24 protein-coding genes are annotated in these 24,127 nt (G+C 49.4%); 14 read left to right on the top strand and 10 right to left on the bottom strand.

Annotated elements, in window-relative coordinates:
- Positions 1-56: 56 nt before the first annotated feature.
- The 4 genes from U1F02_RS08695 to radC form a co-directional block, all read right to left on the bottom strand.
- Complete coding sequence (locus U1F02_RS08695) at positions 57-1,463, bottom strand: HDOD domain-containing protein (protein ID WP_409989992.1); 1,407 nt, start codon at positions 1,461-1,463, stop codon at positions 57-59.
- Between the two features lie 134 nt (positions 1,464-1,597).
- On the bottom strand, positions 1,598-1,753 hold the full coding sequence (gene rpmG / locus U1F02_RS08690) for a 50S ribosomal protein L33 (protein ID WP_189420547.1): 156 nt from the start codon (positions 1,751-1,753) through the stop codon (positions 1,598-1,600).
- Positions 1,754-1,767: 14 nt separating this feature from the next.
- The gene (rpmB, locus tag U1F02_RS08685) at positions 1,768-2,004 is read right to left on the bottom strand and encodes a 50S ribosomal protein L28 (protein ID WP_409989991.1); all 237 of its coding nucleotides are present in this window, start codon (positions 2,002-2,004) and stop codon (positions 1,768-1,770) included.
- 313 nt (positions 2,005-2,317) lie between these two features.
- A complete protein-coding gene (gene radC / locus U1F02_RS08680) occupies positions 2,318-2,992 on the bottom strand; it encodes a RadC family protein (RefSeq protein ID WP_409989990.1) in 675 nt (224 codons plus the stop codon).
- 160 nt (positions 2,993-3,152) lie between these two features.
- On the opposite strand from radC, the gene U1F02_RS08675 reads away from it, so the two are divergent.
- Positions 3,153-5,789 (top strand): glycoside hydrolase family 2 TIM barrel-domain containing protein, encoded by a 2,637-nt coding sequence (locus U1F02_RS08675; protein WP_409989989.1) that lies wholly within the window; start codon positions 3,153-3,155, stop codon positions 5,787-5,789.
- Between the two features lie 210 nt (positions 5,790-5,999).
- On the opposite strand, the gene U1F02_RS08670 is transcribed toward U1F02_RS08675, so the two are convergent.
- Positions 6,000-6,551 (bottom strand): hypothetical protein, encoded by a 552-nt coding sequence (locus U1F02_RS08670; protein ID WP_409989988.1) that lies wholly within the window; start codon positions 6,549-6,551, stop codon positions 6,000-6,002.
- A 363-nt stretch (positions 6,552-6,914) separates the two neighbouring features.
- On the opposite strand from U1F02_RS08670, the gene U1F02_RS08665 reads away from it, so the two are divergent.
- The 5 genes from U1F02_RS08665 to slmA all read left to right on the top strand — a co-directional run bounded on the left by U1F02_RS08665 (position 6,915) and on the right by slmA (position 14,543).
- The gene (locus tag U1F02_RS08665; RefSeq protein ID WP_409989987.1) at positions 6,915-9,041 is read left to right on the top strand and encodes a winged helix-turn-helix domain-containing protein; all 2,127 of its coding nucleotides are present in this window, start codon (positions 6,915-6,917) and stop codon (positions 9,039-9,041) included.
- 93 nt (positions 9,042-9,134) lie between these two features.
- Positions 9,135-10,340 carry a bifunctional phosphopantothenoylcysteine decarboxylase/phosphopantothenate--cysteine ligase CoaBC gene (coaBC, locus tag U1F02_RS08660; RefSeq protein ID WP_409989986.1) on the top strand — a complete coding sequence of 402 codons (1,206 nt, stop codon included), beginning with the start codon at positions 9,135-9,137 and terminating at the stop codon, positions 10,338-10,340.
- A 60-nt stretch (positions 10,341-10,400) separates the two neighbouring features.
- Positions 10,401-12,935, top strand: a complete 2,535-nt coding sequence (locus tag U1F02_RS08655) for a phosphomannomutase/phosphoglucomutase (protein WP_409989985.1) — start codon at positions 10,401-10,403, stop codon at positions 12,933-12,935.
- A gap of 26 nt (positions 12,936-12,961) precedes the next feature.
- Complete coding sequence (gene argB / locus U1F02_RS08650; RefSeq protein WP_409989984.1) at positions 12,962-13,867, top strand: acetylglutamate kinase; 906 nt, start codon at positions 12,962-12,964, stop codon at positions 13,865-13,867.
- Positions 13,868-13,931: 64 nt separating this feature from the next.
- Positions 13,932-14,543 carry a nucleoid occlusion factor SlmA gene (gene slmA, locus U1F02_RS08645; protein ID WP_409989983.1) on the top strand — a complete coding sequence of 204 codons (612 nt, stop codon included), beginning with the start codon at positions 13,932-13,934 and terminating at the stop codon, positions 14,541-14,543.
- A gap of 24 nt (positions 14,544-14,567) precedes the next feature.
- On the opposite strand, the gene U1F02_RS08640 is transcribed toward slmA, so the two are convergent.
- Positions 14,568-15,188, bottom strand: a complete 621-nt coding sequence (locus U1F02_RS08640) for a hypothetical protein (protein ID WP_409989982.1) — start codon at positions 15,186-15,188, stop codon at positions 14,568-14,570.
- 69 nt (positions 15,189-15,257) lie between these two features.
- The gene (gene pyrE / locus U1F02_RS08635) at positions 15,258-15,902 is read right to left on the bottom strand and encodes an orotate phosphoribosyltransferase (RefSeq protein ID WP_409989981.1); all 645 of its coding nucleotides are present in this window, start codon (positions 15,900-15,902) and stop codon (positions 15,258-15,260) included.
- Positions 15,903-16,119: 217 nt separating this feature from the next.
- Between pyrE and U1F02_RS08630 the strand changes: the two genes are divergently transcribed.
- From U1F02_RS08630 to U1F02_RS08620, 3 genes are all read left to right on the top strand, one after another.
- Positions 16,120-16,896, top strand: a complete 777-nt coding sequence (locus U1F02_RS08630; RefSeq protein ID WP_409989980.1) for an exodeoxyribonuclease III — start codon at positions 16,120-16,122, stop codon at positions 16,894-16,896.
- A gap of 178 nt (positions 16,897-17,074) precedes the next feature.
- The gene (locus tag U1F02_RS08625) at positions 17,075-17,815 is read left to right on the top strand and encodes a helix-turn-helix domain-containing protein (RefSeq protein WP_409989979.1); all 741 of its coding nucleotides are present in this window, start codon (positions 17,075-17,077) and stop codon (positions 17,813-17,815) included.
- A gap of 20 nt (positions 17,816-17,835) precedes the next feature.
- Positions 17,836-18,129, top strand: coding sequence for a hypothetical protein (locus U1F02_RS08620; protein ID WP_409989978.1), 294 nt, complete (start codon positions 17,836-17,838; stop codon positions 18,127-18,129).
- 51 nt (positions 18,130-18,180) lie between these two features.
- Here the strand turns inward: U1F02_RS08620 and rph are convergent, their stop codons facing one another.
- Positions 18,181-18,903 (bottom strand): ribonuclease PH, encoded by a 723-nt coding sequence (rph, locus tag U1F02_RS08615; protein ID WP_409989977.1) that lies wholly within the window; start codon positions 18,901-18,903, stop codon positions 18,181-18,183.
- 142 nt (positions 18,904-19,045) lie between these two features.
- Between rph and U1F02_RS08610 the strand changes: the two genes are divergently transcribed.
- Both U1F02_RS08610 and U1F02_RS08605 read left to right on the top strand, forming a co-directional pair.
- Positions 19,046-19,915 carry a YicC/YloC family endoribonuclease gene (locus tag U1F02_RS08610; RefSeq protein WP_409989976.1) on the top strand — a complete coding sequence of 290 codons (870 nt, stop codon included), beginning with the start codon at positions 19,046-19,048 and terminating at the stop codon, positions 19,913-19,915.
- Entirely contained in the window at positions 19,908-20,270 is a 363-nt protein-coding gene (locus U1F02_RS08605) for a hypothetical protein (protein ID WP_409989975.1), read from the top strand. Before U1F02_RS08610 ends, U1F02_RS08605 begins: the two co-directional genes overlap by 8 nt.
- Before the next feature lie 16 nt (positions 20,271-20,286).
- On the opposite strand, the gene U1F02_RS08600 is transcribed toward U1F02_RS08605, so the two are convergent.
- On the bottom strand, positions 20,287-21,357 hold the full coding sequence (locus tag U1F02_RS08600; RefSeq protein WP_409989974.1) for a hypothetical protein: 1,071 nt from the start codon (positions 21,355-21,357) through the stop codon (positions 20,287-20,289).
- Between the two features lie 261 nt (positions 21,358-21,618).
- Between U1F02_RS08600 and U1F02_RS08595 the strand changes: the two genes are divergently transcribed.
- The gene (locus tag U1F02_RS08595; RefSeq protein ID WP_409989973.1) at positions 21,619-22,677 is read left to right on the top strand and encodes an alkene reductase; all 1,059 of its coding nucleotides are present in this window, start codon (positions 21,619-21,621) and stop codon (positions 22,675-22,677) included.
- 54 nt (positions 22,678-22,731) lie between these two features.
- On the opposite strand, the gene U1F02_RS08590 is transcribed toward U1F02_RS08595, so the two are convergent.
- Positions 22,732-22,956 carry a hypothetical protein gene (locus tag U1F02_RS08590; protein WP_409989972.1) on the bottom strand — a complete coding sequence of 75 codons (225 nt, stop codon included), beginning with the start codon at positions 22,954-22,956 and terminating at the stop codon, positions 22,732-22,734.
- A gap of 162 nt (positions 22,957-23,118) precedes the next feature.
- Here U1F02_RS08590 and gmk point away from each other — a divergent pair, with 162 nt between their 5' ends.
- Together gmk and rpoZ are read left to right on the top strand one after the other, a co-directional pair.
- Positions 23,119-23,736 (top strand): guanylate kinase, encoded by a 618-nt coding sequence (gene gmk, locus U1F02_RS08585; protein ID WP_409989971.1) that lies wholly within the window; start codon positions 23,119-23,121, stop codon positions 23,734-23,736.
- Positions 23,737-23,851: 115 nt separating this feature from the next.
- Positions 23,852-24,103, top strand: coding sequence for a DNA-directed RNA polymerase subunit omega (gene rpoZ, locus U1F02_RS08580; RefSeq protein ID WP_409989970.1), 252 nt, complete (start codon positions 23,852-23,854; stop codon positions 24,101-24,103).
- Positions 24,104-24,127 lie beyond the last annotated feature (24 nt).

The raw sequence follows: 24,127 nt of genomic DNA, 5'->3' as shown, positions 1-24,127 counted from the left end.
AGCTCAAAAGCCTCTGGTATCCCCTTGCTCAAGACGTGCTTTTAAAAAAGTTCGGGTCAGCTTGCCGCGTTCACTTTTAAAATCAGGTTTAGTTGATTAGCAATTAACTGGAAGTCTTCGAACTGGCGTGCAGATAGCTTGTGATCGGCACCATCGGCATAGAGAATTGCTACTAACCGCTTATCGATTCGAAGAGGAGCCATCATCAAGTCGCTTTTTGGATCCAGGGCAGATAAGGCGCCTAATGGCTTTACACCTTGTGACGGTTGGTACCAAACTGCCTGTTGAACCCGCAGAAATTCGTGCAACAACTCGCCCTTGTGTAACTTATCCAGTTCAATTTTTACGGTTTGCCGCCAGAGGTTAGTGCCCTTGCCTGCGACGTAGCGTATATCCAGCGATTTGGATTTATAGTCCAGCATGGAGATAATTACCCGCGCAATCCCCGAGCCCTCGTACAGGGCTGCCACCGAAAGCTGCATGATTTTGGATATGTCTCCGCCTTCAAGCATGATTTTGTGGATTTGGTTGATGTGCTGTTGAAACTCATAGCCGGTACGTTGAGGAGGTAATTCTTCCGCCAGTTCTTCGGCTACTTGGGTGTCCGGCAAAGCTTGTAGCAGAACCTCAACGCCGTAACTCTTGGCGACAACGGCGGCTTCTTCTGCCATTTGCGCAACTTGTGTTTTCGCGGCTGCGGCCGTAATGCCGCAAAGTTTCGCCATATGTTGATAAATACGTTCCATTTCCGGCGAATTAACACCTTTGTGGATGTATTTACTCATTTCATTGCCTAGGTTGACTGCGCTCGCCATGGTCGTAGGGCGAACTGTGTCTTCGCAGGATTCACGTGCTAACTCACCCAAAGACCACTCTTTGATAAGCCCTCGGTTAATCTGGTTGATATCCACACCCAAACATTCCCGCGAGATGGCAGCCTCGTTTTCGGGGTGCTCATTGCGAAGGGTCACGAATCTTTCTGCTGCTTCACGACCAGTTGATAAGAGCGCAAGTTCGCCGATATTGCGTAAAAGTGCAGCGATAAATACCTGTTCTTTGTGTTCCCCGTTCAAGTAAGGAACGAGCGCGCGCGCTTGCACAGCGGCATGAAAGGATTTGGCGAGGCTTTCTATTAACAGGGCTTTGGGTTTTCCACGCAAGAAGCTGTCGATAAGGCTGCTTGCCAGTGTGATGTTTTTGAGGTTGTCGAAACCCAGCTGAACAATGCCGCGCGATACGGTCTTGATGGGGGTGAAGGAGCGGTTGTAATGAATGGAGTTGGCGATTTTTAGCACTTTAGACGTAAGGTTGGCATCGCGCAGTATGATTTTGGTGAGGTCGTCTGCGCGGCATTCATCGTCATCACTGAGCTCACAAATATCCTTCACTACTGAATTCAAGGTGGGCATATCCTGGTCGGACAGGGCTCTCATCCATGCATCTAGGCCGCGCAATTCACTCATTCAAGTTATTCCTTTTAATATTTATTCGTACCATCCAGTTTAGATCAGGTTGGGCGACTTGCTGGTTATTTGCACCTAAATCATCAGGCATAAAAAAACCCGCCGAAGCGGGTTTTGGGAAATCGGGCAATCAATTACTTGATTTTGCCTTCTTTGTAGACCACGTGCTTGCGCACAACTGGATCGTACTTTTTGATTTCCATTTTTTCTGGCATGGTGCGCTTGTTCTTGTCAGTGGTGTAGAAGTGACCAGTACCGGCGCTAGAGTTAAGACGAATTTTATCGCGCATGACGCTGCTCCTAATTAAACTTTTTCGCCGTTTGCACGGATTTCAGCCAATACTGCATCGATACCGCGCTTGTCGATTACGCGCATACCTTTTGCAGAAACGCGCAAGCTAACAAAGCGCTTTTCAGCCTCTACCCAGAAACGGTGAGTGTGAAGGTTTGGCAAAAAACGACGTTTGGTGTGGTTTTTTGCGTGAGATACATTGTGACCGGTAATTGGACGCTTACCAGTAACTTGACATACTCTGGACATTCTATTGCCTCATTCAATAAATCAGCGCACTAAGCCGGCCGTTAAGTTGGCGGCGCTGGGAGCCGTAACACAGACTAACAACCAGCTTAGAGCATTGTTGTAAGCAGCCTATTTTCAAATTCGCGGACTGAAATTTGAGTCAGTCAGGCAAACTTCACAGGGAAATTTGTGCGGGGCGCTTCACTTTGAGACCATGAATAAAAGTGCTCAAAATAACCCTGCCGCAAAGAGCCGCGTTTTATACCAAAACAGCTTTCCAATAGCAATGACTAGCTGATTTTTTAGCCAAAAAAGATGCCGAAATAGACCATCTTTACAATAGGCCGCGCTCGGCGAAGGAAATGACCTCTTTATCGCCCACAACCATGTGGTCGATGACGCGTACATCTACCAGTTGTAAGGCATCTTGCAGGCGGCGAGTTATTCGTTGATCGGCTTGGCTGGGCTCGGCGATTCCCGATGGATGATTGTGGCTGAGTATGACGGCGGCTGCATTCTTGGCGAGTGCCTTTTTAACCACCTCGCGTGGGTAAACTGATGCGCCATCTATGGTTCCAAAAAACATTTCTTCGTAGGCAATGAGGCGGTGTTGATTGTCTAGAAATAAGACGGCGAAGACCTCTTGCGCTTGGTGCCTCAGTTGCGCGCTCAGGTAATTGCGGACTAAGTCGGGGCTGGTAAGCAAGTCGCCCTCTTTCATGCTGGCCGACAAATGCCGCCGCCCCATTTCCAACACCGCCTGCAGCTGCGCGTATTTGGCGCTGCCCAAACCCAATCCCTTACAAAAATCGCTTTGGCTTGCTTCTAGTAAAGGGCGCAAACCGCCGTATTCCTGCAGGAGTTCGCGGGCGAGATCGACGGCAGATTTCCCCACGCAGCCAACGCGCAGGAAGATGGCGAGCAGTTCGGCATCGGATAAGGCTTTGGGGCCAAGCTCGAGGAGTTTTTCGCGGGGGCGTTCGGCGGCGGGCCAATCGGCAATAGACATAGACATTCCTTGTTTAAGTGTGAGCCCAAGGCTATGGGCGTGAGCTGAGAGAATGCGGAATCTAATAGAAATCGTCAAGAGCGAGTCTTTCGCTTCATAGCGAAATGATTATTTTGTATGATATATTGTCTTTTACATATAATAAATTACGGAGCACCCAATGATTGTCTATAAAGTGACTGTCTATAAACGCTGGGCCCTTTGTGTACTCGTATCTTTAGCGGCTATTGTCGGCGCGCAAGCCAATACGACCCTTCCCTCCAAACCTTTAGCATTAGATCAGAAAGGTCGAATAACCTTAAACTTCAATGCTGACTGGCGCTTTAAACTGGGTAAAAGTGACGGCTCTGAAGCCCCCGATTTTAATGATGAATCGTGGGAATCCGTGGGCTTGCCCCATAGTTTTAGTCTTCCTTATTTTCGCGCCCCTGCTTTTTATACGGGTGATGGTTGGTATCGCAAAGCCTTTGTGTTGCCGGAGTTAAAGGCTGATCGTCGTCTTTCACTAGAATTTGAGGGCGCGTTTCAAGATGCTCGCGTCTATGTGAACGGTATTGAACTTGCGCATCACCGTGGCGGATATACGGGTTTTGCTGTCGATATCACCCGTGCCCTACGCCCCGGACGTAACTTGGTGGCTGTGAAGGTAAATAATGAATGGCAAGCCACCTTGGCGCCGCGTGCGGGCGAGCATGTGTTTAGTGGCGGGATCTATCGCGATGTGTGGCTGGTGAGTTCCGATGCCATCCACGTGCCTTGGACCGGTACGCGCGTGACTACACCGGAGTTGTCGGCCAAATCCGGCAAGGTTGCGGTTGAGACGGAAGTCCGCAACGACAGCGCCAGCCGAGCGGAAGTCTTGGTGCAAACCCGTATTCTCGATGCCCAAGGCAGCAAAGTTGTCAGCCTCCCGGACCAGCAAGTGGTGGTGGAACCGGGTGCGGTGGTCATTGCCCAGCAGACTTCTGCGCCCATAGCGCGGCCGGATTTGTGGAGCCCGGAAACGCCGGTGCTTTATAAGGTGGTGACCAGTTTGAAAGTGGACGGTAAGACGCGCGATCAGTACGAAACTGATTTCGGCTTCCGCTGGTTTGAGTGGACGGCTGATCGCGGCTTTTTCCTGAATGGCACACATCGCTATTTCCGCGGCGCCAATGTGCATCAAGATCAGGCGGGTTGGGGTGATGCGGTGACTAACCGCGCGATTGAGCGCGATATTCGAATGATAAAAGACGCCGGCTTCGATTTTATCCGCGGCTCTCACTATCCCCACGACCCGCACTTTGCCCGGATGACGGACAAACTCGGCGTGCTGTTCTTGTCGGAAGCGCCTTTTTGGGGAACCGCATCCTTCAAAAACCCTTGGGGATCTTCGGCTTACCCAACTGCCGCCGCCGATCGCGCCGCTTTTGATGCGAGCGTGAAGCAACAGCTTGCTGAGATGATTCGTATCAACCGCAACAGCCCATCAATTATTGCCTGGGGTATGGATAACGAAGTCTTCTTTACCGCCAAGGAAACCTTGCCGGAAGTGAAACGCCTGTTGAAAGAGCTGGTGGTTTTGTCACACGAACTCGACCCTACCCGCCCAGCCTCCATCAATGGCGCCCAGCGCGGTGAGATCGACAAGCTGGGTGATATTGCGGGCTATAACGGCGATGGCGCGAGCCTGTTCCCGAACCCGGGAATCCCCAATTTTGTGGCGGAATATGGCTCCACCATGACCGACAGGCCGGGTACTTACGAGCCGGGTTGGGATGATTTGGCCAAAACACCCGGTGCTGAACCCGGCAAAGAAGGTTCCTGGCGCTTGCCTTGGCGTTCAGGGGAGGCAATTTGGGCGGGCTTTGATCACGGTTCCATTGCCGGTAAACGCTTTGGCGGTATGGGCATGATTGATTACTTCCGCTTACCTAAACGCCAATACTACTGGTATCGCAATGCCTATGCGCAAGTACCGCCTCCTGCATGGCCAGTAGAGGGAACGCCAGCGGCGCTGCGTATTAAAACCAGTGCCCCCGCCATCAAACAGGCCGACGGCACTGATGATGTGCAAGTCATTGTTAGCGTGGTGGATGCCAAAGGTCAGCGCCTGAGCAACAGTCCGCCGGTGCACTTGACCATTGAGTCCGGCCCCGGCGAATTTCCCACAGGTCGATCTATCGACTTCGCGCCGGATAGCGATATCACCATTCGCGATGGCGAAGCCGCTATCGCCTTGCGCAGCTGGCAAGCGGGAGTAACTCGCTTGCGGGCAACGTCATCCGGCCTGAAGGATGGTTTGGCTGTGGTGCGCACTTTGGATGGCCCGCGCTTTGTAAAAGGGACAACGCCGCTCGCTGCCGATCGACCTTACGTCGCCTTTACTAACCCTGTTCGCGAACGCGAAGGTGACAATACGTTTGGCCTGAATAACCCGACCTTCGCCAGTTCCAGCAAGCCGAGCCATAGTTCGCGTATGGCGAATGATGGAAACATCAATACTTATTGGGCGAGCGATGCCAATGACAAGCAGATGAGCCTTACCTTAGACCTTGAGCGGGTGGTAGAGGTACATAACATTAAGCTGAGCTTCCCGCAGGCAGCGCCCTACGGATTTGTGGCGGAAGTGGAAGACCGTACGGGCAAATGGCGCAAGTTGATAGAGCAGATTGAAGGCCAGGATTCCAGCCAAACACGCGTGCTGGAGACGGAATCTGCCCAAGGGCGACGGGTGCGCATTACGCTTCGCCCTACGGCAGGCGCCGTGACAGGCTTAGCTGAACTTCAAGTTAGTGGTGCTTTAAAAATCGACTAGTTCTCGGGAGTGCATAACCGGCTAACTGCGCCGGTTATGCGTTGGAGGAGAGCCTTTTATTGTCGGGCTGATAGGGGGACTGCATTTACAACGTGGAAGATCGAAAGGTGTTCCACGATACAGCGCAAACAACCGCTTAAATTACGCTGTAGGTGGAGCGGTACTACAAACGAACAACACGGAACAACATCTTAAAAACAACTCTGTCTATTACTGCAGTTGGGGTTCAACCCACTGAACCACATCTTTGCTGAGATCTTGCAAGCATTTACGAGTAGCTGCGCACACGGTCACACCATTGCTGCCTAAATCGAGCACATCGCTGGAAGACGTAAACTCATTGAGCGTCATGATGGCGCAGGTGTGTTTTGCGGTAGTCATGTTTTTGCCTTTCAACACTGCAGCGGTGACCTGTACCTTAGGTAGTTTGGAATCACGCTCGGTGCCGAATTGGCGATCCCCCAACACCAATTGCTCAACGTCGATCAGCAATACAGGCACAACGCCATTGCGGATTTTGTCGGCAGTGGCTACCGGCTCCATCCGAATACCATTGAGTTTTGATTGTTCTACTAGGTTATCGACCAATACCTTATCGAGTTCGCAGGGAAAGCCCGATTGCTTGTATTTGTACCCCGGCACATTAAAGCCAAGGTTCTTATTCACGTAGACGAGTGGCGCTTTTGCGCTGAGTGGTTGATCGTCAGCAGCTATAGCTAGCATTGGTGTGAGGAGAGCCAGAAGAAGTAGTGAGTATTTCATAGCCTGTTACCTGTTTGTTTGATTGTTGATAACAGCACCCAGCGTCGGCATTGCATTCCCAGCAAGAGTGCGTTGGAGTGAATATATTGCAATTGCGGAAAAAAACACTGACCATACAAAAACCTGTTGCTTACCTTTTGCTTACCAAAAAATACCCTTTATAAATCAATAAGATATAAATTTATCGGAAAGCGGTAAAACTTGTCTTTCACAGGTGCGATCTTGCAAAATTGCGGTCAGGTCAGGGTTTGCCCAGCGCCATGCTGGCAATCCCCTAATATAAGAAGAAGTTGACTTTGGAAGACATGAAAAGGTAAGCACTATGAATAGGGCTCCGGTGTTCAAGGCTAAGTGTGGTGCCTGATGGACGCACATAAAGACGCAAGTTTTACACTTGGCGATGTTCAAGTTTCACCCTCGCACAACACCTTGAGTGCAGGTACGCGTGTGCTGAAGATTCAGCCCAAGGTGATGGCCGTGTTGCATTATCTGGCGCGGAATCATGGCCGCGTGATCAGTAATGAAGAACTGATTAAGGAGCTCTGGGCGGGGCGCATAGTTACTCATGGTTCCGTGCAAAAAAGTATTAATGCTTTGCGCAGCGCCTTGGCAGAGTTTTTGGGCGATCAGGAAATCATTGCTCACTATTCCAAGCGTGGTTACCAGCTGAAGTTGGAGCCTTCGTTTGCGGTGACTGATTCGGCGACGGCATCCTCCGATATGCAACCCCCCGAGCTACCGGCATCTTGGCATTGGCCGCGCCCTGCTTTGTGGATTGCTGTGCTGGGCGTTGTGGTGATTATGTCGGGCGTGTTTATTTACAGCGGCGCGCCTCATATAAGAGTGGTTAAGGCTCACAAAACGCTGTTTGTGACCAGCCAAGGCTACACCAACGAAACCGGCCATGAGCGCAACGCAGTACCGCATCCGGATAACGAGCATGTGGCCTATATTCGGGAGAAGTTTAACAGCGACAACCGTGGCGAGACCGACAGCGACATTTTGGTTCGCGACAAAAACGGCAAAGACTGGCGCGTAGCCAGCACCCATGGCTCTTGGTTCAAAATGGCGTGGTCGCCCTCCGGTCAGCACTTGGTTGCCGTGGAGGTTCGCCGCAGCGAAGGCCTGCCTTTTAGCCCCAACTTTTACGAAAAACCAAACTACCTGTACTCCTTCCATATTTTCACGCTGGATTTAGCCAACAATCGCCTGCTGGAAAAACAGCTCCTCAGCCAATGGCAGGGTCGCATTTTCAGTGTGACCTGGTGGGATGACGCTAGCCTGGAGTTCGTCGCCAAACAGGGCCCGAACGCCCGCAACGCCCGCTACCGCTACTCCATTCAAGACCAGCGTTTGAGCATGCTTGATGAGGTAGAAGGCGTCGCCAACCCGGTTGCCAGTACAGTGCTGAACAAAAAAACGGCGTTGGCCAGCCTTAACAAAAATGCGGTGCAGATTGATTTTTTGAACGAGGATCAATCCCGCATTAGCCGTTGGCAACTGAATGTTCCTGCTGCAGATATCAGCTGGATTCCCGACGGTAGCGGGGTGCTCGTCTACGCAGAAGACGAACGCAAACTCTTCACGCTTTACCTGAATGGCGAGCAAACCCAAATTCCTCTGACAGATGTAAAAGACCGGGTGTTCTCTCGCCCTCGTTTCCGCCCCGATGGTGAGGCGATCTTCTACACCGAAGAAAAGCGCAGCTCCAATATTCTGTTGTTGGGGTTGGATGGTAAAAAGACGAAGGTCACCGACAATGCGGACTTCAACTACAGCGCCAGCTTTTCGCCCGATGGTGAGCGCGTGGTCTATGCCTCCGTCCGCAACAACCAGATTCACCTATGGTTGGTGGAGGGCGGTCAGGAGCGGCAGCTAACGGCGCAGCCCATTCCCAAAAAAGTGGGGGTGATTGTGTGGTCTGCGGATGCCGAACACCTTCTGTTTAGCGCTGGCTCTAACCTTTACGATTACAGCTTTAAAACGGCCGAGACCAACCTCCTGTTGAGCGATAACGAACGCATTGAGCCCATCGCCTATCACCCGGAACAGCATCGCGCGCTGGTGCTCAAAAGCAATGGCGAAGTACGCAATCTCTGGCGAATCAACACTCAAAACCAGCAGCAAAAGCAGCTGACTTTCGGCACCGTGGGCTCCGCTATTGAGTACGCTGGCGATATTTACTTTCAATATGTCGGCGAGACCAGCCTTTGGGTGCTTCGCCACAAGGACGATAGCTTGGAACAACTCGCGACCGGAATTGGCGACAACACCAAACTACTCAAGGTGGATGACAAGGGTGTTTATCTCATTCGAGGCGGCATGTGCCGCGAGTCAGATCTCTACTACTTCGACTTTGCCAAAGCAGAGCTAGCTACTGCTCTTAAGCGGGAGAGTAATATTGTGTTCACCACGTCCTTTAACCCGGCCAAAGGCCTGTTGCAAACCGATTGCTATCTGGCGGAGTCCAACATAGTCCTGCTGAAATAGTCGGCTTTATCACCATATTCGCGCTATCGAGGGTTAGTAGTCAGTTACATTGCGCTACAATGGCTAATTGACTGACTAACTTAAGACCTGCCTATGAGTTCGCTCGCCAATAAACGTATTTTGCTGGGTGTGACCGGCGGCATTGCTGCCTACAAAAGCGCTGATCTCGTGCGTCGTTTGCAAGATGCCGGTGCTGAGGTGCGCGTGGTGATGACCGCGGCCGCTCAGGAATTTATCACCACGCTCACCATGCAGGCGCTCTCGGGCAATCCCGTACACACCACCTTGCTCGACCCGGAAGCCGAAGCGGGTATGGGGCATATCCAGTTAGCGCGTTGGGCAGATTTAGTTTTGGTCGCACCCGCAAGCGCAGATTTTATGGCTCGCCTGGTTCAAGGTCAGGGCGATGATTTGCTGACAACGCTATGCCTCGCCACGGCAGCTCCCATAGCTTTAGCGCCCGCCATGAACCAAGGTATGTGGCGCAACGCGAGTACTCAGGCGAATGTCGCCACCTTAATTGAGCGTAAGGTTCACCTCTTTGGTCCCGCTGCCGGCGAACAAGCCTGTGGTGATGTGGGCCCCGGCCGTATGCTGGAACCCCTCGCGTTGGTAGACGCCGCCGCCGGTTTGTTTGCGACAGGCGTGCTTGCTGGCAAAAAAGTGGTTATTACCGCCGGTCCAACGCGCGAGGCAATTGACCCTGTGCGTTACATCAGCAATCACAGTTCTGGCAAAATGGGTTACGCCTTGGCGCAGGCCGCGGCTGAAGCGGGCGCAAAAACCGTGCTAATTTCTGGCCCAACGCAATTAGCTGCGCCGGAGCGTGTGGAATTTATTGCGGTTACCACTGCCCAAGAGATGCTTGAGGCAAGTCTGGCGCAGGCTAATGGTTGCGATGTATTTATCGCCGCCGCCGCCGTAGCGGATTACCGTGCCGCCCGAGTAGCCGAGCAAAAAATTAAAAAGTCGGGCGAAGAAACTATCACGCTGGAGTTGGTTAAAAATCCTGACATTGTGGCCTCCGTTGCGGCCTTGGAGCACAAACCCTTTACAGTGGGTTTTGCAGCAGAGAGCGAAAATCTTATCGCCTACGCACAGCAAAAATTAGCGCGAAAAAATTTGGATTTGGTGATTGCCAATAATATAAGCGTCGCCGGTATAGGATTTAACTCGGATGACAATGCAGTCACATTGGTAGATAAAACCCATCACCAGGAAATTAGCCAACGCAGTAAGCAGCAACTCGCGCGCGAGTTGATGTCGGTGTTTGCGAAGAAGTTGGACGAACGAATTTAACAATAATCGCTTTGTTTAAGATTGAATCAATACCACTCACATAATCACCTAGGGGACAATGTGGACGATCTCGATAACAAAATAAATAAGCCGGGTCTTGCAGTCATTCCGCAAATTGTTGCGCCCTCGTCCAGTGCTGCTTCCCGCGCTGCAACGCGAGCGCAAGAGCAGGCCAAGCGAAAAGCCCAAGCTCAGCAACGTTTGTTGTTTATCATGCTAGGTGTGGCCTTGGTGCTGAATTTGGTTTTGGGTTATTTTCTCCGTGGCATTATGGTTGAAGATGTGTCGCGCGAAAACGAACAAAAAGCCATTCAACAGGAGTTGGATTCTGGTGTTCGCGTTGCAAGTAAATATTTAAAAGAAAATCAGGATGCCTTAAATCAAATCGCGCAACATCCAGAACTTATTCAGGCGTTAAACGAAAAAAATAAAGATACCTTGGCAGCGTTAACCAAATCCCTGTCGGCGTCCATAGCAAACCTTGCTGATTTAAAAATTTTTGTTGCGGGTGAAGCGGATGTTGACCCAACTAGCGCGGTGCCGATTCGTTATGCAGAACTTGATTTGTTACGCCGTGCGGAGCGCGGTGAACAAGCCTTTGCGGAAGCGGCGCGGATTAATGAGAAATGGCTAATTCATTTTGTGGCACCAGTAACAGCAGGCAAAGACCTTCCCTTGATTGGTAGCATGATGATGACGCTAGATGCGGAGCAATTGAAAAAAAGTCTACAAGCAACTCAAGGCGGCCATGGCGAAAAAGTTTTGCAACAAAAATTTGCGAAATCACCGGCGATCACTCTATTTAAATTTGGTAGTGGCAACGCGCTTCCAAGCCAAACCTTAGCTGTTCCCGCCAGTAATTGGGAAATAAAATTTACCGCATCAGATGTTTTGGTCGCTAGTGCAGAAGAATCGCCCACACTTTGGTTGTTAGTCGTTGGGTGTAGCACAGCCTTAAGTTTATTTCTTGCGTTGGTATTAAGTCGCTTCCTCGCAAAAGCGGAGCAAGAAGCAGAACAACAAGTAGCACCTACGCTTGCGGATATGAATAAGGCAACCATAGCGCCAATTTCAGAGAACTCTACTAATCCTCTTTTCCAAAAACAAGATATTCTCGATATAAAAGTTATCGATGAAGATGAAGATATTTTAGGTTTAAACGACACGCGCAATAAAAAACAATCCAGCGAATCCGGGGCGCACACCGGCTTGGATGAATCGGGTGTGCCCGCACATATTTTCCGTTCATACGATATTCGCGGCGTAGTTGGAAAAGACTTGGATATAATCCTCGCGGATAAAATTGGCCAAGCCGTGGGAAGTGAAGCCCTTGATAAGGGCGAGACAGCGTTAATAGTTGCGCGCGACGGTAGAATTCACAGTCAGGATTTAACCAACGCGCTGATCAAAGGTATTTTGCGTTCTGGTTGTAATGTGGTGAATATTGGCGTAGTGCCAACACCGCTCATGTATTTTGCAACCTATCATTTCCAGGACGTTCGCAGTGGTGTCATGGTCACTGCTAGCCACAATCCCGCGGAATACAACGGTTTCAAAATCGTTATCAACAATAATGCGTTAGCGGACGAGGCCATTACCGAATTGCGTACGCGAATTTTGCGTCAGCAATTGCATCAAGGTCTTGGAGAGGAGAGTTTTCGCGAAATTATTCCACACTACATCGAGCGCATTTTTTCCGACGTTGCTCTCGCGAGCGACGTGTCCTTAGTGATAGATGCAGGTAACGCCGTAACGGGTGTAGTTGCACCCCAACTGTTCGAAGAATTGGGCTGTCAGGTTACACCGCTTTATTGTGATCTCGACGGTGAATTCCCGCACCACGACCCAGACCCAACGCAAGAAAGCAACCTGATTGCATTGATTGAAAAAGTAAAAGAAATCAATGCCGATCTGGGCGTTGCATTTGATGGTGATGGTGATCGCTTGGTTGTGGTTAGCGCAAAAGGTGACATCATTTGGCCGGATCGTTTGTTGATGCTTTTCGCTAAAGATATTTTGGCCCGCAACCCCGGTGCAGATGTATTGTTCGATGTAAAATGCTCGCGTCAATTGAATCAGGTTATTAGTGGTTATGGTGGTCGCCCCATTATGTGGAAAACGGGGCACTCACCGATGAAAGCAAAAATGGTTGAGACAGGCGCGTTAATTGGCGGCGAGTATTCCGGCCATATTTTTATCAAGGACCGCTGGTACGGATTTGATGATGGCCTTTATGCTATGGCGCGTTTGTTGGAAATTATTACGCTACGCGACCAATCCATCGACGATATATTTTCCGCATTTCCACAGTTGTTAACGACACCCGAAATTAAAGTGCCTGTATCAGATAACCTTAAGTTTGAATTAATCAAAAAGTTGGTGGAAACAGGCGACTTCCAACAGGGCAATGTCACCACTATAGATGGCGTTCGGGTAGATTACAGCAAGGGCTGGGGCTTGGTGCGCGCGTCCAATACATCGCCAGCCTTAACCTTGCGCTTTGAAGCAGAAAACCAGGAAGCTTTAAACATTATTAAGCAAATATTTAAACGTGAATTGCTGAAAATTGATGCGAACCTCGCGTTGAAGTTTTAATTTTTTACTGAGCACAGGAATTATTTATGTCACTCAATCGTGATTCGGCAATGAATATTGCCAACGTATTAACAGAAGCGCTTCCCTACATTCAGCGTTTCACCGGAAAAACAATCGTTGTGAAATTTGGCGGCAACGCAATGGAAGGCGAGGCTCTCCAAAATAGCTTTGCGCGCGACATAGTATTAATGAAACTCGTAGGCATGAACCCCGTTGTTGTACACGGCGGCGGCCCGCAAATCGGTAGTTTGTTGGAAAAATTAAATATCAAATCCGAATTTGTTAACGGTATGCGCGTGACCGATAGTGCAACTATGGATGTGGTTGAAATGGTTCTCGGCGGAACCGTAAACAAACAAATCGTAAGTTTAATTAATCGCAACGGTGGTCAAGCTATTGGATTGACCGGTAAAGACGGGCAATTAATTCGCGCCAAAAAATTAACGGTGACACATAAAACTCCGGAAATGACCGCACCGGAAATTCTCGATATAGGCCACGTGGGTGAAGTGTCAGGCGTAAATACGGCTGTGATCGACATGTTAATAAACAGCGATTTTATTCCAGTGATTGCGCCTATCGGTGTGGGTGAAGACGGTTCTTCTTACAACATTAACGCCGATTTGGTTGCAGGAAAAATCGCTGAATATTTGAATGCGGAAAAATTAATGTTGTTAACCAACGTTGCGGGTTTGCAAGACAAGCAAGGCAAGGTGCTCACAGGTTTGAGTACTCAACAAGTCGATGCATTGATTGAAGACGGCACTATTTACGGTGGTATGTTGCCGAAAATTGCCTGTGCGTTAGATGCAGTGAAGGGCGGCTGTACCAGCGCACACATTATTGATGGACGTGTAGATCACGCTGTGTTGTTGGAAATTTTCACTGATGCTGGTGTGGGTACATTGATCACCAATAAACCCAAAAGTTAAGCTCAATCTTAGCAGGCGCATGTATAGCGCCTGCTAAATCTTTACCACGGAAGTCAGGTGTAATATGAGTAAGCTTGCAACACCCCTGTCGCGCCGCGAGCAAATTTTAACGGCGCTTGCAAAAATGCTTGAGGCCAGCCCTGGCGAACGTATTACCACGGCGATTCTGGCAAAAGCGGTTGGCGTATCTGAAGCCGCACTCTATCGGCATTTCCCCAGCAAAACAAAAATGTTCGAAGGTTTGATCGAGTATATCGAAGACACTGTTTTTTCCAAAATTACATTAATTTTGGCGGAGGAAAAATCTCCTACAAAACGCTGCGAAATGATTGTTAAATCCATCCTGCTTTTTGTGGAGCGCAATCCAGGTTTGTCGCGGTTATTGGTTGGCGATGCCTTGACTGGCGAAACAGAACGCTTACGTCAACGCATTGTCCAGTTTTTTGAGCGTATTGAAACGCAATTAAAACAAATTTTGCGCGATGCTGAATCGCGGCATCAAATAGATGCCAGTTTACCAGCAGCTGCCTTCGCCCATTTACTGGTCGCCTATATCGATGGAGTATTAGTTCGGTTTGTGCGAAGTGAATTCCAAATGGCGCCTACCGAACTTTGGATAGAGCAATGGTGCGCTTTGACTTCTCTATTGGTGAAACCGGAATTGGCAGATGCCTGAAATAAATAAACCGGCTAGGCCGGTTTATTTAGGTTGATTACTAATTTCAATAAAGCGCGCCTTTTCTTTTTCATATTTTTCAGCAGCACCATCATATTCGCTTTGGCGTTGTTTGATTTGATTATTTAAATCTTTTTCTTCGCTTCGCAGTGTTGCAATATTTTTCAAAATATCTTCTGTAACTGTCTTTCCATTGCGCTCAATCGTGGCGGCGTGTTCTTCTTGCGCTTTTAATTGTTTTTTTACGCTCACCAAGTTCGCTTGCAAAATATTAATGGTGTTTGTGAGATCCTGAAGGCCGCGCGTCTTGGCAGATTCTATTTCCTTAACCGAGCTATAGGTTCTGCGCAGTTCCAGATCAATGCGCGCTTGTTCTTTCGCTGCTCTGCGTTCGTTAGCGATACGCTCCGCGTCTGCTTCTGGCGGAGCGGGTGGAACAACCTTCAATACCTCACCGCTAATGGTCAACATCTCATAACCATTGCGCACGTACTGAGGTGGGATAGTTTGCGAAACCACCTTGCGACCATCGCTCAAGGTATAGCGGAAAAACACTTTTTTATCTTGTGCAAAGCTATTCACACTCGCCAATACAACACAGCTGCCGAGTAAAAGTGAGTGAAGCAAAAGGTTTCGTTGTTTCATAGCTACCGACTAACCACTAAAAATTCAGGGTTTGGATATTGGGTACAAAGTTCGTCCGCTAATCTTAGCTTAGTTTACACCGTAGGTTTCGCGATAAGCTTTAATCTTATTTACCATATCCTGCTGATTTGACTGACTTTCAAGATAATGGATTATATGGTTTAAATTAATAATGCTGACCACAGGAATGCCAAAAGATTGTTCAACTTCCTGAATGGCAGATAATTCACCTTGTCCGCGCTCTTGGCGGTTAAGGCCGATAAGAACGGCAGCAGGTTGCGCACCAGCGGCTTGAATGATGGACATCACTTCACGCACTGCAGTTCCCGCAGTGATGACGTCATCAACAATCAGAACTTTGCCCTTTAATGGGGCGCCAACCAAGGTGCCACCTTCGCCGTGATCTTTTGCTTCTTTACGGTTGTAGCAATAAGGTAGATCTTGGCTATGATGATCGGATAACGCAATGGCGGTCGTTGCTGCCAATGGAATGCCTTTATAGGCTGGCCCGAAAACAATATCAAAATCTACGTTGGCGTCTTTGATCGCAGCCGCGTAGTAACGGCCTAGCTCTGCAAGCGCACTGCCGGTTTGGAACCGACCTGCATTAAAAAAGTAGGGGCTGGTGCGGCCGGACTTGAGGGTGAATTCACCAAAGCACAGGGCTTGGTGTTTAATCGCCAGCTGGATGAAGTCGTGCTGGTATTTTTGCATGCAAATTTCCTATTTATGAACTAAGTTTAAAAGCAATAAGGTCGGGCAGACTCAAGAATAAGATTTTAGGGGCTTTACTCAATTGTCATTGGTTATCCAGTTGTTTTCCTACGTACAATTCCCCACAAGCTTTCAAAAATTGTATCAATCCGAAACATAGGTAACACATTGTGACAAACCTTGGGTATCATACACAGTCCGTAATCAAGGGGCTAACATGAGAGTTATAAGTCTTAGCGTCGACGGGATTGTTCAGTCGGCGCAGCGCGGTCTTTATGACTGGCTGGCAAATCAGGATGCAGATCTAATCTGCCTGCAAGACCTTCGCGTTCGTGAGCGCGATATGGAAAAGCCTGAGTATCAACTTGACGGCTACTTTGCCTATTTCTTCGACTCTGGAACCAAAAATTACAACGGCGTTGCCATTTATACCCGCTACCAACCCAAAGCACTTATTTACGGATTGGGCTTTGCTTCTGGTGTGGATATGGAAGGCCGTTACTTGCAAGTGGACTACGAACAACTGAGCGTTGGTTCATTGCTCGCACCCAGCGCCACCTCTGAAGTTGAATCCCAAGAAGTTAAAATCAAATTCTTTGATGATTTCCAGGCGCACCTCGACAAAATTACCCGCAAGCGTCGCGAATATATTTTCTGCGGCAACTGGGCCATGGCTCATACCCCGCGCGACGTAAGCAACTCAACCGAAAACCAACACAACTCCGGTTTTTTGCCCCATGAGCGCCAATGGCTCAGCCAGCTCTATAACCAATTAGGTTACGTAGATGCTTTCCGTCGAGTTAATAAAGACGCTGACGAATACAGTTGGTGGCCATCCGGTGTTAAAGGAGAAGGCGATGGTTGGCGAACTGACTTCCAAGTCGTTTCCAACAGCATTGGCCCGAAAGTGGAATACGCTGCAATTTATAAAACTCAGCAGTTCTCAAGTCATATGCCGGTCATTATTGATTACGATATTGAACTTGCACCTTAAGTAAGATGTTTTCAGAAAAACTCGCTCCCTAACCCGAGCGAGTTTTTTATTTTGGGGCTCTGAATAAAAAAATGACTCTATCCCTATTATTCCGTCATATTCATCTTCCAAGTTTTACAGGAATCTCAAAGAATAAATTGCGGTAACAACCTTTTTCCACCGCACACAAGGACAACCTATGAACATTGGCGAAAAAATTAAACAACTCCGCACAGAGAAAAATCTCACTCAACCACAATTGGCAGAGGCCATTGGTATTGAGCAATCCTATTTGTCTAAATTGGAAAATGATAAATCCATTCCGTCTGCGGATATCTTTCAGGCAATCCTTAAAGCCTTGTGTGTTGATGTAGGAAATTTTTTGGAAGGGATAGACGAAAAAATCATTTATCGCCAATTAAGACAGATTCCCGATGTCGCTAATTATTTGAACGCGGGCGTTGCGTACAAAATCTACAACATCAAAAAATGGTTGTTTGGCTCAGCGGCGGCCTGTGTGATTGGGCTGACATTGATTGTGGCGGGTTATAAATCGTTAATTTTCGGTGCGGTGCAATATGAGTACATTTCCGGTGGTGTTATAAAGCCTAATGAGCCAATGGATCTTTTTGAGCATCGGAATCGTTATTTTTATTCTAATGGCTGCCCAATACCTGTAGATGGAAAATTTGATCCACAAGCGTGTGTAGATCCGTCCAAAAATATTAATGTTCGTGAAAAAATTGAAACGTTGTTACTTGCAGATTATCAAGGTGCAGCCATTTACAAAAATGTTGAAGGCGGACAGCGTGTCTATTTTTATAGTAGTTTAAGGGATGGACGAGGAACACCTAATCACTATTTGATGCTGGTAGGCGCAATGCTGTTCTTCAGTGGTATGTTTGGCTTTTTTGTTGAATTTCGTCTACGCAAAATTTAATCAATCAATTAAAGGATCATATGATGAAAAGAGTTTCATTTTTAATTACCTTAGCGCTATTGAGCCAATTTACGCTGGCGCAAGACAAGGGGACGCCAAAATCGCAAAAAGTAGAAGGCTGCATTTATGGTGACGTTGTTTATGCGGTCGGTGAAAAACACCGAGTTCAACAATCAGTAACTGATCCGGTCACCCGGGAAATTAAAATGGTTGATGTGGAGCCTGCGATTGTGCAGGAATGTATGGAAAATACAGATGCGGATAAAACGAAGTCACCCAGGTTTTATTGGCGGACATTGCCAGCTAAACAATAAATAAGGTTCAAAAAAAATCCCGCAACTTGAAATTGCGGGATTTTTTGAGCCTTAATTCTTCGCCAAAGCTTCCTGCTGCAAACGATGCAATTCACCAATCCCCTGCTTAGCCAATTTCAACATGGCTGCAAATTCTTCCTCAGTGAAAGGCTCAGCTTCTGCGGTGCCTTGAATTTCAATAATGCCGCCATCATCGCCCATCACCACATTCATGTCGGTGTCAGCGGCGGAATCTTCCGGGTAATCTAAATCCAATACGGGCACACCTTGATAAATGCCCACAGAAACGGAGGCAATCGCGCGTTTAAGTGGTTCACCGGTAACTTTACCGGAAGCCTTCAAAAACGCGACTGCATCGGCCAATGCGACCCAAGCGCCAGTAATAGAGGCTGTACGAGTACCACCGTCAGCTTGGATAACATCACAGTCGATATTGATGGTATTTTCGCCCAACAAACTCAAATCCACTGCTGCACGCAGCGAGCGGCCAATCAAGCGTTGGATTTCCACGGTACGGCCTTGTTGCTTACCACGCGCCGCTTCACGATCCATACGGGTGCCGGTTGAACGCGGCAACATTCCGTATTCGGCGGTTAACCAGCCTTGCCCTTGTCCACGCAAAAAGCCCGGAACATTGTTCACCACGCTGGCGGTGCAAATCACTTTGGTATCGCCAAACTCGACCAATACCGATCCTTCAGCATGCTTGGTGTAGCGACGGGTGATGCGAATATCGCGGAGTTGGTTGGGGTTACGGCCGCTGGGACGTTGCATGCTCTAATTCCTTACTTCTGAGTGTGATTCGGGGAAGGTATGCTACCATCCCGCCTAAACCTAATGTGGCTAAAACGCGCCGAACTTTACCAGTTATGCCGATCCTAAGCCACCAAGCTACTGAAATTTAAGGAATATTTATATGCCGCGCAGTATGACCGGGTTCGCCCGCCGCGAAGCAAAGCTCCCTTGGGGAACGGCCGTTTGGGAAATTCGTAGCGTTAACCACCGCTACCTCGAACCCAGCTTTCGCCTGCCAGAAGATTTCCGCGAAATTGAACCCCAACTGCGCGATGCCATGCGTAAATCCCTCCAGCGCGGCAAAGTTGAAGCCAGCCTAAGCATCCATTGGGAGCAAGAAGGCGAAGCCGATCTGGGCATCAACACGCAACGCGTAGTCCAACTCACCAAAGCCGCGCAGCAGATCAACATACTGCTCGGTGCCGCCGCCGCACCTATTAGCGCGCTGGATATCCTCAAATACCCCGGCGTGCTGCAGAAGCAAGAACTCGATCGCGAAGCCATGCAAGCCGAAGTATTAACCCTATTTCAATCCGCCCTTGAAGGACTTATTGAACACCGCACCCGCGAAGGTAATGAGCTTGAGCAATTAATTCTGCAAAGGTTGGATTCCGTATCAGCCCAAGTTGTAAAAGTGCGCGCACGCATGCCTGAAATCCTTGCCGCCCAGCGCGAAAAACTCCAAACCAAACTCGCCGCCTTACAAATCGAACTCGACCCCGAACGCTTGGAACAAGAAATCGTATTGCTCGCTCAAAAAGCTGACGTAGATGAAGAGTTGGATCGTTTAGACACGCACGTTATCGAAGTAAAGCGCAGCCTAAAACAAACCGATTCTCTAGGTCGCCGTTTGGATTTCCTTATGCAGGAATTAAATCGCGAAGCGAACACCCTATCTTCCAAAAGCGTTGTGAGCGACACCACGCAAGCGGCGGTTGAGTTGAAAGTGCTGATCGAACAAATGCGTGAGCAGGTGCAGAACATTGAATAAACTCCCCGCAAAACCCTTCTACACCGCCGATTGTGCTATTGAAGATATAGGCGTAGATCCGCTCCCGAAAGGTAAGGTTGAATCTTGGGCTTTGGGGCGGGCTATTTTGGTGTCGGGGGAAGTGGAGTTGCATTTTAATTGGGTGGCGCAGGGCGGTGATTCTGCGCAAACGGCCTATGTATTTGAGGTTCGGTTAGATGAAGATGAACCCGATTTTGTGCTGGAAGGATTGGGTGAACTTTCAAACAAAGAATGCGAAGATCTGATCCAACAGATTCTGGTCGCCACCCCTTGGCAGGCAGAGGTTCTGGAATGTTTGCCCAAAAACGCGCAAGAACTGGCGGCGCTTCAGTAGCCCGCCGTCGACTGTCTTAAGCCGTTAAATTGATCTGCTGAATAACCCCCACGCTGCCCTGTTCCGTTAGATAAATGCCTGAACTTGCGACTTCGCCCAAGGAGTTGTTGGCGTTGTCCTTGAGTTGGAAGGGCGATGTCACATGGCCTAAAAAGATAGCGCCTATGTTTTTATCACCGAGGGCGACCAGCTGTTGTGAGCCGTCTTCGTTAAAACTCCAGATACGCAGCCTTTTATAGATTGCGTCGCCTTCGTCGATAAAATGGTTGCCATCATCGTCAAATATGGCGAGTTCTTCAAAGCCGTGACCCGTGGCTGGGCCAAAGAGTTCGCTGCCGTTATTGATGACACCGTCGCCGTTGCGATCCAGCGCTAAAAAGCCGCTGCCCTGGCTCAAGGTCGCAATTTGTTCTTCGGTTCCGTTGTTGTCCAAGTCGAATTTGAATCGGGTTTGGCTTAGCTGTGCGCCCTTGCCGTCAAAGTTAATCACCAGCGGGTCAATTTTTTTGGCGTCGCCCGCGCGAATGGTGAGGTTAGATTCCTCTACGTAATTGCGGCTCATTGTCAGTGCCGCTGAGAAATTGATTTCGCGGCCGTCTTCGGTGCGTATCACGCCTTCCGCGTTGAACTCCAGTTTCTCCTGTTCCTGATAGCGTTCGTGGTGTTGGTAGATCAGGCCGTAGCCTTCTGATGTGTCGCGCGGGGCGTCCGGACTCTTATCTGGGCTCTGCGCTAACGCTGATTCATCCAACTTTAAGTTGGCATCTTGCAGTTCCAGCGGGTCGGCGATGGTCATTTTGCGACCAGTAATCGCTTCGTAGAGTTTTTGCAAAATCACAAGATTAACGCGCGCGCGCGAATCTAGTGGGCTATTGATATCCAGCTTTGGCTTGCTGCGCTCCAATTCCAGCAAAGACATGCCGCGCTGTGAAATAACCACTTGCTCGCCCCAACGGGAGCCTTTTTCCTCCGTCTTGGTTTCCTTAGCTTTATCAGTCAGCCAGAAATCGAGCTTTTCGCTAACTTGGTGCTCCTCCCGATAATCGTGGCGGGCGCTCATGGCGATCTGGGCGTTGGCAATAATCATGTGTTCCCTCTTTCTGGTTTTCTGGATATTGTTTTGGATAAGAGGGTTAACGGCTGGCTTGGATAAAGTTTGAGCGTCTTTTGCCGCTTTTACAGATTCTTTGCTTCTAAAAATACCGATATACCCGCCATTTTGCGCGAGGTGATATTTGTAATCTCATGAGTTGCTCGCCTTGAAGTTTCGTTTGCGCGCCTCATTGAGTCTTCAGGGCAACGCTATCGTTGCAAAAATCGTCTTTTGGAATTCCAAGGTGGTAGCTTTATGTCTGTTTTATTTGAACCCGTAAAAATCGGCGATTTGGAATTGGCCAATCGTGTCGTCATGGCGCCCCTCACCCGCGCACGCGGTACCGGTACCGACAACCGCGTCCCCAATAGTTTGATGGCAACTTATTACTCCCAACGCGCCGATGCGGGCCTCATCATCTCAGAAGCGACCGCTGTTACGCCCATGGGCGTGGGTTATGCGCGCACGCCGGGAATTTGGTCTGATGAGCAGGTGGAAGGTTGGAAGAAAATCACCAGCGCAGTACACGAAAAAGGCGGGAAAATTATCCTGCAGCTGTGGCATGTGGGCCGTATTTCTGACCCTATGTTTTTGAACGGCGAGCTGCCCGTTGCGCCAAGTGCTATAGCTGCGCAAGGTCACGTCAGTTTGGTACGCCCAGAGAAAGCCTATGTCACGCCACGTGCCTTGGAGACGAGCGAAATTCCGGGCATCGTCGAGGCCTTCCGAAAAGGTGCGGAAAATGCCAAAGCCGCCGGTTTTGATGGTGTGGAGATCCACGGTGCAAACGGTTATCTCATCGACCAATTCCTGCAAGACAGCACCAACAAACGTACCGATCAATACGGTGGCAGTATCGAAAACCGCGCGCGTTTCGCGCTGGAAATTGCCGACGCGGTGATCTCGGTTTGGGGCGCAAGCCGTGTTGGCTTCCATATCGCTCCGCGCGGTGATGGGCATACCATGGGCGATTCAAATCCGGTCGCACTATTCACCTATTTGGCGAAAGAACTGAGCAAGCGCAAGATCGCGTTTATTTGCGCGCGCGAATACCAGGCCGATGATTCTATTGGCGACAAAATCAAGGAAGCTTTTGGCGGTGCTTATATCGCTAACGAAAAGTTCACCCAGGAATCTGCCGAGGCTTTGATTAAGAAAGGTGGCGCGACAGCGGTAGCCTTCGGCTCTCGCTACATTGCCAACCCCGATTTGCTGACTCGTTTCAAGCAACATCTTCCATTAGCGGATGTGAATTGGGAAACGGTTTATGGTGCAACAGCGGTTGGTTATACCGACTACCCCGCTGCGAGCTAGTCCAAATAAAAACCCGGCTAAGGCCGGGTTTTTTTATGCGCCGCCGATGCTTAATCAGCTTTCCAGTTCGCCTTTTTCATCCACGATTTGAACGAGTGTTGCAATGCCGTTATGGCGCAGCTTATCCATGAGTTTTGCGAGCTTTTCCACTTGGGCGGCGTCCAGCTGTTCACCGTGAATAAAGGTAAGGCGCTGTTTGCGCACCAGCTCGCGCACGTAGTCCGGGCGGACGCGCAGGCGTTCGGCGGTTTGGGTAATGGATAAAAGTTGTTGCAGCATGATTGGTATCTGGCGGGTATGTGGTAGCTACTATGCCACAAACTTTTCCCCTGCAAAGCCTTAAATTGTTCGCGCTTGGGAAGTCGTCCATCAAAACCAAAGCTGTAAAACTAAAGCTGTGCCATAATTTGGACTTCAACTTTTCAAGCGCAGGTTTCTCACATGGCTCACTTGGGTACGCTCTATACCGTTTCCGCTCCCTCCGGCGCGGGCAAAACCAGTTTGGTATCGGCCTTGGTGCAGTCCAACCCAGAAGTCTGCGTTTCTGTCTCCCACACCACTCGCCCCATGCGCCCCGGTGAAGTTAACGGTGTGAACTACCACTTTGTCGATCACGCGACTTTTGAGGCGATGATTGAATCCTCTGCCTTTCTTGAACATGCCCGCGTATTCAACAATCTTTACGGCACATCCCAAAAATGGGTTGAAGAAACCCTACAGCAAGGGATTGATGTGATTCTGGAGATTGATTGGCAAGGCGCCAAGCAGGTGCGCAACCTTATGCCGAACACGGTTAGCCTGTTTATCCTCCCGCCTTCGCTCGCCTGTTTGCGCCAACGCCTGACCGGCCGCGGAACTGATGCCGAGGAAGTGATTGACGCACGCATGGCCGAGGCCATTAGCGAGATGTCCCACTACGTGGAAGCGGACTATCTGATCATTAACGATGATTTCACAACAGCCTTGGCGCAATTCCAGGCGCTGATTACCAGCCAGCATTTGCGCTTGGCGCGCCAAGTGGAAAAGCACATGGCCTTGATCAACGAGTTGTTGGACTAAGAACCCGCGCAGCGGTTATTTTCTAGGCAGTGCTTGGCAGTTTTGCCCGATCTAGCGCATAATGCGCCCACTTTTTTAAGGCGGCAGCCGCCGCGTTTTTACTGAGTACAAAGTTATGGCACGTATTACCGTTGAAGATTGTTTAGCTCATGTGGACAACCGTTTTGAGCTGGTTATGGTTAGCAGCCGCCGCGCGCGTCAGTTGGCGATTGGCGGTAAAGAGCCACACGTAGCGCCAGAGAACGATAAACCAACCGTTATCGCCCTGCGCGAAATCGAAGAAGGCTTTATTGATTCCAGCATCCTCTTGGAAAAAGAGACTCTGCCACAACCAAAACCAGAGCGCGTATACGACAACGAGATCTAATCCTCGTCGATACACCTGAAAACC

This window comes from Cellvibrio sp., from assembly GCF_046347455.1.
GTDB lineage: Bacteria > Pseudomonadota > Gammaproteobacteria > Pseudomonadales > Cellvibrionaceae > Cellvibrio.
The sequence above is the reverse complement of the archived record's forward strand: the minus strand, read 5'-3'. Positions and strand labels throughout refer to the sequence as shown.